This is a genomic window from Paenibacillus sp. FSL K6-2859 (assembly GCF_038008265.1).
GTDB lineage: Bacteria > Bacillota > Bacilli > Paenibacillales > Paenibacillaceae > Paenibacillus_AQ > Paenibacillus_AQ nitricinens.
This window is the reverse complement of sequence record NZ_JBBOYU010000001.1, coordinates 3,757,311-3,770,607: the sequence shown is the minus strand read 5'-3', so window position 1 is coordinate 3,770,607 and position 13,297 is coordinate 3,757,311. Positions and strand designations below refer to the sequence as shown.

Genomic DNA, 13,297 nt, shown 5'->3' with positions numbered 1-13,297 from the left:
TATATTAAGTCCTGTCAGTTTTACAAAAGACTGCAACACACCAAGAAATCACACACGGGATGTACATAAGTACTTAAAATGTACACGAGCGTATACGGAAGTCATACCGTTCACGCCCATCTAATGAGGAGGCAATTATGAAGAACAAATTTAGAACAATTAAAACCCTTGCTGCAATTATGGGAATCAGTGCATTATTGCATGCTGTTCCAGCTCATGCAGACAGCGTTCATATCGCTAAGGATGGCAACACGTTTTATACTTTATCCAAGCAATATAATGTAGGTATGAATGAATTAATGAAAGCAAACCCAAACGTTGCAGCCCTTAACATTTACGAAGGTCTTGAAATTACTATCCCTAGTAAGATGCAGGCTGAGTCCGTAACTACAACTGACAAATCTCCAGTGATTACACCAAGTCTGAATGTAAACTCAGAGTCCAAAACAGTTGAAGCATGGGGGAAGTCGTTTAATTATGACAAATCGATTCAAGTCAAAGCTTCAGCTTATTCTTCTGCAAGCAGTGAGAATGGCGGATGGGGTGCAGTAGATTATTTCGGAAATCCTCTCAAGATCGGTACTATTGCTGTTGATCCAAATGTGATTCCTCTTGGTACCAAAGTATTGGTGACAGGGCATTCACATGATGGATTGCCTAAAGATGCATTCTTAGCAACGGCAACGGATGTGGGCGGTGCTATAAAAGGCAATCGTATTGATATCTTTATTCCTGGTAGCCAAAGCTTTGTATCATCATTTGGTTATCAATATGTACAATTATACATTGTTAAATAGATAGATAAAAATAGAGAAAATTTTAATTAATAAAGAGATATGAAAAGTTCTAAAATAAAGTTACACAGGAAACGGAGGGAGTCCTTAGCGGCTACCTCCGTTTTTTTACGTATAGAAAAAATATATTTGGGGGGTGTTTTATTTACTTTTGGACACCTGTAGTAATTGAGGAACGGTAACGAAAGTATAGCCCCGCTTGCGCATAATCGTGATTACTTCAGGTAAAGCCTGAATCGTTCCTTGTAGATGGCTACCTGGACCGCCTCCACCGTGCTGAAGAATAATCGCTCCTCTTCCAATGTGGGCCAGAATATTATTTCTAACTTGGTTTTTGGAAAGTCCTTTCCAATCCAATGAGTCCACATTCCAATTCACGAGCGTATAGCCATGGCTTTTCGCCCATTTTAGCTGCTGTTCACTGATATCCCCATAGGGTGGGCGTATTAGTCGTGGTTTATATCCGGCCAAGGTTTGTATAATATCCTCGGTTTTTATGATTTGTGATTGAAAATCATTCATCGCAAGCTTCACAAACTGAGGATGATTATACGAATGATTTCCAATCGCATGTCCTTCTCTAATCATTCTTTTCACCAAAGCCGGATGTTTTTTTGCTCTGCTTCCCACCACAAAGAAGGTTGCTTTGACATTATATTTTTTTAGGACGTTTAGCAATTGGGGGGTGAATCTTGGATCAGGAACATCATCAAAAGTAAGTGCTATGACTTTATTCCGAGGTCCACTAGTCTTAAAAGTCTCTGGGTATTTGTGTAACAGCTGACTTAATGTAAGACCTTTAGCGTTTTTAGTGCTGTTAAGCGTCGAACTATTTGTAGCAGCGCTATCTGCTGAAATGGCCGTATCTTCCTCTGAAACGGGTATACTTGGTGTTTGTTCTTGTGGAGTCTTCTGACTCTGCACAGACGCTGACGCAACCTCTGAAGAATAGGTTGGGAATAGCATAGTTATGATTGTTCCTAATATTACGAGCAGTTTCTGACCTCTCCGTTGAAAATACATCCCCATCTGCCTCCTTTACAACCTGATCACCGTCATATTCTTAATTGTTATCCCCATAGCTGGGTAGATTTATGCTGTTGACCATACAGTTTGCGTTAAGATTTCTTGAAGGTTCCAATGCATGTATACTAATAGAACGGGGAATTCCCGAACCCATTATAGATTACGGAAGGGATGGAGACATGAATGTCTGATTTGTTTGCACCGTATGAATTGAAGGGGTTATCGTTGAAGAATCGTATTGTCATGCCGCCTATGTGCCAGTATTCGGTGGATAAAGAGGATGGCATCCCTAATGATTGGCATTATGTTCATTATGTAAGTCGTGCTATTGGCGGTACAGGATTTATTATCGTGGAAATGACTGGCGTTCATCCAGATGGTAGAATCACTAATCGAGATACAGGAATCTGGAATGATTCGCAAATTGAGGCTTATCGTAGAATCACAGATAGTGTACATGCATATGGATCAAAGATCGCTGTTCAATTAGGACATGCGGGACGTAAAGCAGTGGATGCTGAGCCGCCGGTGGCTCCATCAGCCATTCCCTTTGATGCTAATTCCAAAACGCCACAAGCTCTTTCTAAGGAGGGAATTTTAGCGTTGATTGAGGCTTTCCGTGAAGGTGCACGCAGAGCTGTGGATGCAGGATTTGATACGGTCGAAATTCATGGTGCACATGGTTATTTAATTCACCAGTTTCATTCTCCATTGACGAATACCAGAGATGATGAATATGGACAAGATCCTGCGTTGTTCGGAGAACAGATAGTTAAAGCAGTCCGAGAAGTGGTTCCTGTGGACATGCCATTGATTATGAGAATATCTGCGAAGGAATATGTAGAAGGTGGATATGATGCTGAATACGCTCTGGATATTTGCCGACGGTACAAGAATGCTGGAGTGGATCTGTTCCATGTTTCTTCTGGAGGCGAAGGTCCTATAGGTTCAAATGGAGGGCCGGGTGCAGGCCCTGCTTATCAAGTGGATCTGGCAGAGTTTATCCGTAGTGAATTACAAGTGCCTGTAATTGCAGTGGGGCGGCTTGAATCCTTTACTGAGGCACAGTCCATCGTCGCAGAAGAACGGGCAGAGCTGATAGCCGTTGGCCGTGGGATGTTGAGCGATCCCTATTGGGCTTTACATGCGGAAGAGGCACTTGGAGGCGTACGTAATATACCCAAACCTTATGAACGTGGGATCTGGAAAAAGAGATAGCTCGCTTTGAATGTGAAGTTTGTCACAGATTTTATGCTCCTTCTAAGGCAATCTTAATAAAGATAAAATTTGAAGGAGCTTGATAACGTGGGGATGGTTTTAAGTAACGATCGGCTAACTGACGGAGTGTACCACCTTAAAGTTGAAACGAATAGCGGTGGTGAAATGGGTCAATTCTACATGTTACGGGCATGGGGTGCTTATCCGATCCTTTCCAGACCGTTAAGTATACATGAAGTAAAAGAAGATAGTGTTGAATTCTTATATCACGTAGTGGGGGAAGGCACTGAAATATTTTCACGGTTGACTCCTGGTGAATCAGTGGAGCTTGAAGGGCCTTTTGGCACGGGATTCCCTCAGGTGGAAGGAAAGGTTGCGCTTATTGGTGGTGGAATCGGAATAGCGCCGCTATATTATTGTGCAAAGCAGCTGCCTAGTAGTGATATCTTTCTAGGTTTTAGTCGCGAAGCTTACCGGACAGAAGCTTTTCGTCCATTAGCAGCCGAGCTTACAGTAGATGTAGGCGGATTTATTTTGGATCGTGTGGATTTTAGTCATTATGAGCATGTTTTCGTCTGCGGCCCACATCCTATGCTTAAGGCTGCACAGATTAAAGGGTTAGCGGCTGAAGAGGCGGGTAGCAATACAAAAGTTTATCTCTCTTTAGAGAATCGAATGGCTTGCGGTATTGGAGCCTGTCTTGTTTGTAGTGTTTCTTGTCGTGATGGTCAGCGAAAAGCCTGTGCAGACGGACCCGTGTTCCTTTCTGAGGAGGTGATTTTCCATGACTAAGATGAGCACAACAATTGCAGGCGTTCATTTTAAGAATCCGATTGTAATGGCTTCAGGAACCTTTGGCTTTGGTCGTGAATATGGAAAGCTGTATGATGTTTCTTTGTTAGGTGGAATCTCAGGGAAGGGGCTCACCCTCCATCCAAAAGCAGGTAACCCTGGCACTCGAGTATACGAGACAGCCTCTGGTATGTTGAATAGTGTTGGATTGGAGAATCCAGGGGTATCCGCGTTTTTGGAAAAAGAATGCCCTTATTGGGAAACACTCGATACAGCCCGTTTGGTGAATCTTGGGGGCGGAACGCTTGAGGATTACGTACTTGGAGCAGAAATGATCCAGCGTGATGCAGATCTTCGATCAAGCGCAGGTAAACCAGCTGTTGATATGATTGAGTTGAATATTTCCTGTCCAAATGTAAAAGAGGGCGGAATTGCATTTGGAATCAAGACTTCAGAAGCGCAAAAAGTTGTACAAGCTGTTAGGCGTGCCACTAAGCTACCACTTGCAGTAAAGCTGTCTCCAGGTGCTGAGAATATCGTTGAGATGGCTCAAATGTGTGAGGAAGAGGGAGCAGATGCCGTCTCGCTGATTAACACCATTTCCGGGATGAAGATCGATGTGCGACGTAGAAGTAGTGTATTTAATAACTTATATGCCGGACTGTCCGGACCAGCGATTAAGCCAGTTGCTTTGCGTATGGTGCATCAAGTCGCACAGAACATATCTATTCCAGTAATCGGAATGGGGGGCATCACCACAGCTACTGATATTATTGAATTTATTATGGCAGGTGCTTCGGTAATCCAAGTCGGAACCTACAATTTTATGAATTTGAGAGCAGGCAGCCAGCTTGTTGAAGAACTTGAGCAATTCATGGTTCAAGAGAATATTCAATCCTTAGATGAAATACGTGGCATTATATAAAGTGGAGTAGTGAGGAGATACTATTGACTTCAAACAAGATTAACCCTGAGGATATTGAGCTGACGGCGACGCCTGTCGGACGTGATCTCTTACTCGTAATCAGTGGTGGTGTTCGTCATATTGGAGCGGCAAGTACTGCGTATTTGAATGGAGAGCGGGTAGAAGTGCAGACCTCTGCCGTTCCTCATCATAAAGAGCATACGATAAGTGAAGATATTGCGATCAGGGTAGCTAAGGCTCTAAATAGGACCGTCACAGTTGTGATGGGGATTCATTACGATGATCTTTCGAAAGAAGGCATCATGAAGGTAGTAGAGATAGTAAATAATAAAGTTAATCAATATTTAGCGCAACAAATTTGAAACGGAATTGGCAATTCTGCGTAAAAGATATCAAGTGAGTTTTTAAATTATCTTTTGGAGGAATGAAACCATGTCTATATTTAAAAGATTGCGCGATTTAACAATGTCTAACGTGAATGCGATTATTGACAAAGCAGAAGACCCGATTAAAATGACGGATCAGTACATTCGTGATATGACCGAAGATTTGGAAGATGCAGAAAAAGCAGTAGCGGCTCAAATCGCTATTGAGAAGAAGTTCAAGCAGCTGTATGAAGAGCAGGAAGCGCTTGTTAACAAACGTACGCAACAGGCACATGCTGCAGCTCAAGCTGGTAATGTTGACCTTGCTCGCCGAGCTCTGGAAGAGAAAAAGTCTGCTGAAGCTAAACTGGTAGAATACAAAGCTAGCTTCGACCAGAACAAAGCATCTGCGGATAATCTTCGCGGCAAACTTGACGAGATGCGTAAGCAGCTCACACAAATGAAGAACAAACGTGAAACCTTAGTTGCACGTTATAATGCTGCCAAAGCCCAAACTGAAATTAATAAAGCGATGAGCGGCTTCAGCTCTGATTCCGCATCTGCTGGACTGAAACGTATGGAAGAAAAAATGCTGCAAGCAGAAGCTCAAGCCGAAGCCAGCAACGAGATGAGCTCGGGCAACAAATCACTTGATGATGAGTTCGAGAAGTTGAACAAAGATCAAGCAGTAGAAGATGAATTGGCTGCTCTGATGAAACAATACGAGAAGCAATAACATTTGATCTTAGCCGTTTCACGGCTGATGTTCACAGGCGAAGGGGAGACAGGACTATCGTTTCCTCTTCGCTTTATCTATGCTTATGACAGCATGCAAAATGAATAAGCGGGGGCTATAGAATGGATTTCCATATCCTGGTGTCCATGGTCGTGTGGACAGTGAGCGGCGCGGTGTTGCTGTTTGTGCTGATGTTCGTAGATTCACTTTTCACTCGATACAATGATTTAGAAGAGTTAAAGGCTGGAAATATGGCAGTTACTACACGTTTTGTAATGAAGCTATTGGCACAGGCATTCATTTTATCATCATCGATAGCTGCTTCTAACAGTCTGCCAGATGCTTTGCTGATCTCGATTGTATCTTTTTTTCTTTTGCTTATATTGGAAAGAACGGTCCGTCTCCTCTTGGCTAAATGGGGGAATCTGGATCTGGATCATGGTACACAGCTTGGCAAAATCGGGTACGGCTTATTATCAGGCTCACTGCAAATTACGGGAGCTTTAATTATTTCTGCATTTATGTAGGGGGAACGATCAAGTTGAGTATATGGAAACGTATAGGTAATCTTTTCTCCAAACCAGCGGCTCAGGAAGTTCAGAAAAGTATGCTTAATTTGTCTCCCGGAGACATCTGTGAAGTATCGCTCGTTACCTACGAGGTAACCGGCAGGACCCATAATCGTGGACGAAATGCGGTAGTACTGACATTAAGAGATGGTAGTCAAATTGCCTATTTGCATATTGAGGAGCGGGAACAGCTGCAATATGGTTTGTATAAACCAATCGATGGGCGATTAGATAATCCTGCTGAAGTTCCAACAACACTTGAACTGGACGATTATACTTATTTTCTGGAGGAAGAATATGACGGATATGTCGCTGTAGCTGGCCAAACCCCTTTTATGAATGGCGGAGAGCAGCATGTGTGGCAATATCAGTCAGATGACTCTAGACTCCTGCGTGTGGAATGGCAACATGGACGCTTTATGCTTTATGAAGGAGAAAAAGTAATTCCTGGAGATGTGAAGGTTATCAGAGCATCCTAGAATTGAGTTGTAGGAGATGTGGTCTTATGACCGCATCTTTTTTTGTACAACTTTGTGATGAAATAGATAAAGGATTTTGCAGTTCTGCTATTCATTTTACTTCTGGTTGGCTCATGTTAAAATAGTACCTATTGTACTGCAAAAACGGATGATTTAGAGCGGAGGTAAAGTATGAAGGATCATAAATTTCGGAGAACAGCGCTTCAAGTAAAAGAGGCACAGGCCAAAATAATCAAATTTGCTAATCCGCTAGAGTCACAGGAGGTCTCATTGAATCAGGTCTGTGGACGTTATTTGGCCGAGGAAGTGATTGCGCCACATCCTTTTCCCGCGTTTAACCGCTCTAGCATGGATGGATATGCAATTATTGCAGCAGATACAAATCACTGTGTAAATGGACAATTCGTATGGTTAGAAATGGTAGACAATATTCCATGTGGCGCTGTGGCATCGGTAGACATAACTTCGGGAACAGCAGCAAGGATAATGACTGGAGCACAAGTGCCGTCAGGGGCAGATACTGTAGTTATGCTGGAAGTAACGGAGACACGTGAGGAGGAAGGAAAGACTTACGTAGGTATTCGAAAGAAGCAGGAAGCGAAGTCTAATATCACAACGATGGGGCTGGAGTTAAGCTCTGGTGAACTAGTGCTGCCAGCGGGGCGATTAATCACTGCGGGGGATATAGCTGTTCTGGCAGCGTTTGGCATACATACAGTGAAAGTCAATCGTCGGCCTAAGGTAGCTATCTTTGCGACAGGAACGGAGCTGCTAGAGGTACATGAACCACTACAGCCTGGCAAAATTCGAAACAGCAACTCACCCATGCTTGAAGCTTTAGTCAAGGAGGCAGGTGGTGAGCCCGTGATGCTGGGATCTATTGTGGATGATCTGGAGCTGGCTCGAAGTAAAGTACAGATGGCGCTGGAAACCTATGATTTTGTAATTACTACGGGTGGAGTATCGGTAGGAGATTATGATATTATGGGCGATTTGGTTCGTGAACAGAGTGGAGATATGCTATTTAACAAAGTGACGATGCGTCCGGGGAGTGTAACCACTGCTGCTGTTAGAGGCGGTAAGCTGCTGTTAGCTCTATCAGGTAATCCAGGTGCTTGTTTCGTTGGTTTTCAATTGTTCGCACGTCCGGTTATCAGATTAATGCAGTGTGCGTCACAGCCTTTCTTACCAGAATGGAGCGCCACACTCGGTGCAGATTATAACAGAGTGAATGACTTTACCCGATTTGTTAGAGCGCGATTAGAGATCCGTGAAGGCAGCCTTTATGCCATTCCAGCAGCGATAGACGAATCTTCCGTGATGGTCACGATCAAGGATAGTGATTGTCTGATTGTTGTTCCACCAGAGGAACGAGGCTTATCTGAGGGTGCTAAAGTGACTATTATCAAGCTTCCGGGAGAAATACGCGGATAGGATAAAGGTAAAATGCTTTTTGATATTAACAATTGGACGGGAGTAGCTAATTAAATATGCCAGCGATATTATTTACAACATTTCAACATATGAAAAATTCACAATAGAAAAGCCAATAATTCAACATAATGCTACTCTGATCAGTCTTTCTAAACCATGTAAAAAGAGAGCCGGCCACACCTTTTCCATAAAATTCGGATAGGGTATGGCCGGCTTTTTGCAAAAAAAATCAACTATCCAAACGGCGTTCAATCGCCTCAGACATCGTTTTGTCCGTGAGATGAGCATAGATCTCGGTTGTTTCTGTCGAAGCATGCCCGAGCTGTTCTTTCGTTTTATAAATATCGTTTTGCAGGTAATAGTCTGTTGCAAAAGAGTGACGAAGCTTATGTACCGTTAGATAGGGCTTACCAAAGCGTTTTGCATATTTAATGATCATTTCTTGAATGGCTCTTTTGGTCATGCGTTTGCCTTCTTGCCGTCCATTGGGCAAAGCGATAAATAATGCTTTTTCCCTCTTTGGTGTTTTATAACGGGATTGACGAAGGCTTAGATAAAGAGCTAAATCATCTTTAGCTTGTTCTCGAAAATAAACAGGGGTTTTGAAGGTTTCATCATTGTTCCCTTTTCGGGTGACATAAATCAGCTTGTTGTTAACATCCAGATCATCCACGTTTAGATTGACTACTTCGGATACACGAAGACCAGAATTCAGAATTAAGCTGGCAATACAGGCATCGCGTTCACGATTTAATTGAAAGGAGTAAAAGGCCTGCTTGTTACCTTCAACATCTCGTCCATATCCTTCGAAAATGTACCCCACGAATTCCAGCAGTTCCTCATCCTCTAGAATCTTGCCCTTTAATTTAGCAGCAGTGTCCTTAGGTTTATGCGTTCGTTTTACTTCAACCTTGGCCATAATGTTACGCTTAAGCAATGGATAGAAGTTCTCGTCCTCAGCGATCTGACTTAAATAATGAAATAAAGAGCGTAATGCGGACAGCTTACGGGACACGGTTACACGTGTATTGGTTCCCTCAGCTCGGGTAGTGAGGTGCAGGCGGTATCCAACAATACTATCCATATGCAGGGTTTCTAATTCAAGCAATGTGATCTCTGTGTTGGAGCTGGCCTGTGAGAGACCTTCAGCACGCAGCCATCCGAAAAAGGACTCATAGTCCCGAATATACTCCAGAAGGGTGGATGGGGATAGATCAGGTCGCTTATAGTCAATAAACTGCTGAACGAACCAAGGCATGAGAGGTAGCTTTAGATCCAGTTTTTTACGGTCATCGTTCTTTTGAACGCTCATGTGATTCACCTTTTCCATAGTTTTCTTATCATTTCTTCCTTCTATCTTATCATGTTTTGTTCTCCAATAGGCTTAGATCAAAGCTAATCACAAGCGATGACCTTGCTCCTGAATCAACTAAGTTATATGATGTGTAGTAAACATAAATGTCAGAGGTGCACCTAATGGAACTTGGAATGGAGCTGGTTCCCAGAGAGCGGAAACAGACGATAAGCAAATTAATGCAGTTTTACCTATATGATTTCACCCGTTATTTGGAGCTTGATGTAGACCAAGATGGGATATATCCTTCGTATCCGGGACTAGAATCTTTTTGGAGTAGTGGCAACAATAAGTTCGCTTATTTGTTCAAAGTGGACGGGCATATTGCTGGTTTTGCACTTGTAGAACGGTTGTTGCGTAATCCCGAAGGACAGTTTTATATGACTGAGTTTTTTGTAATGCAAAAATATCGACGGAGCGGTGTGGGGACCTGGGCCGCGCATAAATTATTTGATATGTACCCAGGCGACTGGAAGGTGTCACAGGTACGCGCGAATACGCCTGCCCGTAATTTCTGGCATAGAGTGATTGGAGAGTACACCAATGGAGAATTTAAAGAGCGGTTTAACCCGCCTCAAGGAAATCCGAGTCAATACTTCAATACATTAAATAATAATAGGGTTAATATTTGAATGGGAAATAGCGATATTGTAGTCATCAAAAATCAATGCTTATTTTACCGTTCAAGAGATGTACATATATTTTGTTAACATAATAAATATTATGTTAACTTATAATGAATAACCCACAACCTCAACGGGATTGTTGGGTTATTTTTGTTCAAAATACCCAAGCAGAGATGGGGATTTAGCATATCTTATGATGTACTCAATTACAAAGGAGGAGTTAAAATGGGCGAATTCGCAGGAGGATACGGTGGATTTACTAACACAGGAGCTATCTTGGTTCTGTTTATCCTGTTGGTTATCATCACAAAAACTCTTTGTCTGTAATCCTTTAAATTCATGAATAAGGGTTCCGCCAGTCGATTTAGACTGGCGGATTTTTTTATGCCTGTGTATGTGATTAAAGGGTGGAGGATTTGCATGTGACTTACTATATAGAAAATAACTGTATACCATAATATATTTACAGTGTTCAATGATTAAACGATGTTCAAATTATAAGGAGACGTCAAGATGACTAAAGAACAACGGCAATTGCGTGATCGTGAGGAAATGAAGAAAAGGATATTACAGGCTGCGGCTTCGTTGATATCTGAGGAGGGTATTGACAAACTATCCATCCGCAAAATTGCAGAGAGAATCGAGTATTCTCCAGGAATTATTTATCATTACTTTCAGGGGAAAGATGAAATTGTAGTGAGATATTTGCAACAGAAATATACAGATATGGTTGACGGGCTTCAGTCTGTACAACGAAAGGCAGAGCATGAGCTGCCACCAGAGATGCTTTTGAGACAATCACTTGAGCAATGGATCAGGATGACCCTGTCCACAAGTGTAGAATACCGTAATGTAATGCTGAACGATACACCGGCTGTCCTTAGTTACACAGCTGTTTTATTTAAGGGAGCTGCACAGGAGCGTAAAGCGATTGGTATGCTCTGTCAATGTCTATCTAGGTTCGAATCGAAAGAACTCCATAAAGACTCTTCAATAGAGCTTACTGCTCAAGTGATATGGAGCGCTGCGTTCGGATTAATTATGCGTTTGATTGTGGAAAAGGATTTGCCTGAAGAACAGGTCGAAGCACTGATTTCTTGTTATTTGAATTCAATGGTTTCAATAGCAATCAGGGATATACATGAGCCTTTAACACAGTAGGAAGATCAGAGAGTAGGGAGGTAGCGATTAGAATGAAGACTATCATTGTGTATACTTCTAAATATGGTTGTACAGAGAAAGCTGCCTATTTATTGAAACATCAGTTGGGCGATGAGACTGAAGTAGTTAATTTAATGCATGCCAAAGAACCTACACTAGAGCCATATGATATTGTCATCTTAGGTGGATCTATTTATTTTGGGAAAATACAAAAACAAATGATGGAATTTGCTTCAAAATATCAAAATGAATTAGGTAAGAAGCGCGTTGGATTGTTTATTTGTGCAGGAGCGAAGGGGGAGCAAGCCACACAGGAATTGAAATCTTCATTTCCAGAGGGGTTGTATAACCAATCAGTTACAAAAGAAGTGTTCGGAGATGAGATTTACGAAGAGAAGATGACTGTATTAGATCGAATGGTTCTGCGAGTGGTAAAAGGGAAAAACAAGAGTGTAAATGGATTATCGAAAGAGACGATAGAGCGTTTTGCACTTGCGATAATGAAGCGGTGAATGAGTGTGGAAAATAGACTCCCTAGAATTAGTTAACATAATTATGATTATGTTAACTAATTCTTATCTCTGATAGCAATCATTATAAGTTCAGAGAGTGCGTACTTATAAATAAATTCTGTGATTTCATCATATGAAAAATTCACAATAGAAAAATCAAAATCCTGATCATACCTTATGCACTATACATCTACACTGCAACACACGATCACCCTATTAACAAAACCCCTCGAAAAAGGGTACTACACTTCCTCATACATTTATACAAGCTTTTTTTCAATACAAATAGCTAGTTCTATAGCTTGTATGGCATTGTCTAACTCAATTATTGATGAACTACCCTCGATTAGACATTGGAGTGCATACTCCAAACTTTTTTGATAGGGATTAGCTGGTTCTAACAAAAGATCTAGTTTACCTGCAGCGGTATATTCAATTAATGAGCTTTCAACAGCTCCATTCATGTTGTCACTCTCTTGATAGACAAGTTTACCCTGTTCAAAATATGCCTCATAACCTACCGAAAAAGGATAAGTGGCCGGCATCTGTGAAGACACAATGATCTCTGCGTACCTATTAGATTGTTGAAAAACAGCGCGTACTATGGCTTGATCACTTTTACCACCATCAGTTCCCCAAACGAAGTTCGGTTCTATAGACCCCAGCATCCAGGTCACAAAATCCAATTCGTGAATCATAAGCTTTGTAGCGATAGCGTGTAGACCGAGATCACCCCACAAGGGAGGCGTTTCTCTTTTTAAGGTGAGAGATAAAAGCTTTCCATATTTCTCATTATGAGTCGTTTCATAAAGATATTTGAACGCAGGATCGAATTTAATAAACTGGTTGACGAGAATTCGCGAATCATACAATTGTTCGGCTTCTTTCATCGCAAGGGCATCTTCTAGGTTGAAGCAAATGGGTGTCTCACAGAATACATGTTTCCCATGCATAAGCGCATCGACAGCATATTGCCTATGTAAATTAGAGGGCAAACAGATGTCAATTACATCGATGGTGGAATCGAGCATAATATCGTCAATATGAGTAGTTATCTCAACGCCTAAAGCTTGTTTTAGCTTCTGCAGCTTAGCTTCGTTCCGACCAAAGATAATTACTTTGTCTACTCGATCCATTGCCGTCCATAACTGCGCATGATATGCTCCGAATCCAGTGCCCAATACGCCTATATTCATGTGTATCAGCTCCTTTAATGTAATGAACTAATCATAACCTTCTATTGTTGACAACAGCTTGGCAAGAATTATGATGTATACTATAAAAAAGAAAAACTTGGAGGCTCCCC

Annotated in this window: 16 protein-coding genes; 13 read left to right on the top strand and 3 right to left on the bottom strand. The window is 41.9% G+C overall.

All coding sequences use genetic code 11. The features are described from left to right. Positions 1 to 137 precede the first annotated feature (137 nt). Positions 138 to 797, top strand: a complete 660-nt coding sequence (locus MHB64_RS16655) for a 3D domain-containing protein (RefSeq protein ID WP_094869160.1) — start codon at positions 138 to 140, stop codon at positions 795 to 797. Positions 798 to 935: 138 nt separating this feature from the next. Here MHB64_RS16655 and MHB64_RS16650 read toward each other — a convergent pair whose 3' ends face one another. Beyond that, on the bottom strand, positions 936 to 1,817 hold the full coding sequence (locus MHB64_RS16650; protein ID WP_341134922.1) for a polysaccharide deacetylase family protein: 882 nt from the start codon (positions 1,815 to 1,817) through the stop codon (positions 936 to 938). Positions 1,818 to 2,003: 186 nt separating this feature from the next. Here MHB64_RS16650 and MHB64_RS16645 point away from each other — a divergent pair, with 186 nt between their 5' ends. From MHB64_RS16645 to MHB64_RS16610, 8 genes are all read left to right on the top strand, one after another. Continuing rightward, positions 2,004 to 3,038 carry an NADH:flavin oxidoreductase/NADH oxidase gene (locus tag MHB64_RS16645; protein WP_341134921.1) on the top strand — a complete coding sequence of 345 codons (1,035 nt, stop codon included), beginning with the start codon at positions 2,004 to 2,006 and terminating at the stop codon, positions 3,036 to 3,038. An 87-nt stretch (positions 3,039 to 3,125) separates the two neighbouring features. Continuing rightward, positions 3,126 to 3,830, top strand: a complete 705-nt coding sequence (locus MHB64_RS16640; protein ID WP_341134920.1) for a dihydroorotate dehydrogenase electron transfer subunit — start codon at positions 3,126 to 3,128, stop codon at positions 3,828 to 3,830. Next, positions 3,823 to 4,755: a dihydroorotate dehydrogenase gene (locus MHB64_RS16635; protein ID WP_094869157.1), complete on the top strand. Its 933-nt coding sequence runs from the start codon at positions 3,823 to 3,825 to the stop codon at positions 4,753 to 4,755. The genes MHB64_RS16640 and MHB64_RS16635 overlap by 8 nt, the downstream gene beginning before the upstream one ends. Positions 4,756 to 4,778: 23 nt before the next feature. Then, on the top strand, positions 4,779 to 5,117 hold the full coding sequence (gene lpdD, locus MHB64_RS16630) for a prenylated flavin chaperone LpdD (RefSeq protein ID WP_341134919.1): 339 nt from the start codon (positions 4,779 to 4,781) through the stop codon (positions 5,115 to 5,117). A gap of 70 nt (positions 5,118 to 5,187) precedes the next feature. Beyond that, positions 5,188 to 5,856 carry a PspA/IM30 family protein gene (locus tag MHB64_RS16625; RefSeq protein ID WP_094869155.1) on the top strand — a complete coding sequence of 223 codons (669 nt, stop codon included), beginning with the start codon at positions 5,188 to 5,190 and terminating at the stop codon, positions 5,854 to 5,856. Between the two features lie 122 nt (positions 5,857 to 5,978). Then, complete coding sequence (locus tag MHB64_RS16620) at positions 5,979 to 6,383, top strand: DUF350 domain-containing protein (RefSeq protein WP_094869154.1); 405 nt, start codon at positions 5,979 to 5,981, stop codon at positions 6,381 to 6,383. 14 nt (positions 6,384 to 6,397) lie between these two features. After that, the gene (locus MHB64_RS16615; protein ID WP_094869153.1) at positions 6,398 to 6,904 is read left to right on the top strand and encodes a DUF4178 domain-containing protein; all 507 of its coding nucleotides are present in this window, start codon (positions 6,398 to 6,400) and stop codon (positions 6,902 to 6,904) included. Between the two features lie 171 nt (positions 6,905 to 7,075). Next, entirely contained in the window at positions 7,076 to 8,338 is a 1,263-nt protein-coding gene (locus tag MHB64_RS16610; RefSeq protein ID WP_341134918.1) for a molybdopterin molybdotransferase MoeA, read from the top strand. Positions 8,339 to 8,567: 229 nt separating this feature from the next. Here MHB64_RS16610 and xerS read toward each other — a convergent pair whose 3' ends face one another. Then, entirely contained in the window at positions 8,568 to 9,650 is a 1,083-nt protein-coding gene (gene xerS / locus MHB64_RS16605) for a tyrosine recombinase XerS (protein WP_060623783.1), read from the bottom strand. Between the two features lie 164 nt (positions 9,651 to 9,814). Between xerS and MHB64_RS16600 the strand changes: the two genes are divergently transcribed. From MHB64_RS16600 to MHB64_RS16585, 4 genes are all read left to right on the top strand, one after another. Further along, entirely contained in the window at positions 9,815 to 10,324 is a 510-nt protein-coding gene (locus tag MHB64_RS16600) for a GNAT family N-acetyltransferase (RefSeq protein WP_094878198.1), read from the top strand. 219 nt (positions 10,325 to 10,543) lie between these two features. After that, a complete protein-coding gene (locus MHB64_RS16595; protein WP_218832623.1) occupies positions 10,544 to 10,645 on the top strand; it encodes a YjcZ family sporulation protein in 102 nt (33 codons plus the stop codon). Positions 10,646 to 10,831: 186 nt separating this feature from the next. After that, positions 10,832 to 11,479, top strand: a complete 648-nt coding sequence (locus MHB64_RS16590) for a TetR/AcrR family transcriptional regulator (RefSeq protein WP_094869150.1) — start codon at positions 10,832 to 10,834, stop codon at positions 11,477 to 11,479. Positions 11,480 to 11,511: 32 nt separating this feature from the next. After that, positions 11,512 to 11,991, top strand: coding sequence for a flavodoxin domain-containing protein (locus MHB64_RS16585; RefSeq protein ID WP_094869149.1), 480 nt, complete (start codon positions 11,512 to 11,514; stop codon positions 11,989 to 11,991). A gap of 260 nt (positions 11,992 to 12,251) precedes the next feature. On the opposite strand, the gene MHB64_RS16580 is transcribed toward MHB64_RS16585, so the two are convergent. After that, positions 12,252 to 13,187 carry a Gfo/Idh/MocA family protein gene (locus MHB64_RS16580; RefSeq protein WP_341134917.1) on the bottom strand — a complete coding sequence of 312 codons (936 nt, stop codon included), beginning with the start codon at positions 13,185 to 13,187 and terminating at the stop codon, positions 12,252 to 12,254. Positions 13,188 to 13,297: the final 110 nt, after the last annotated feature.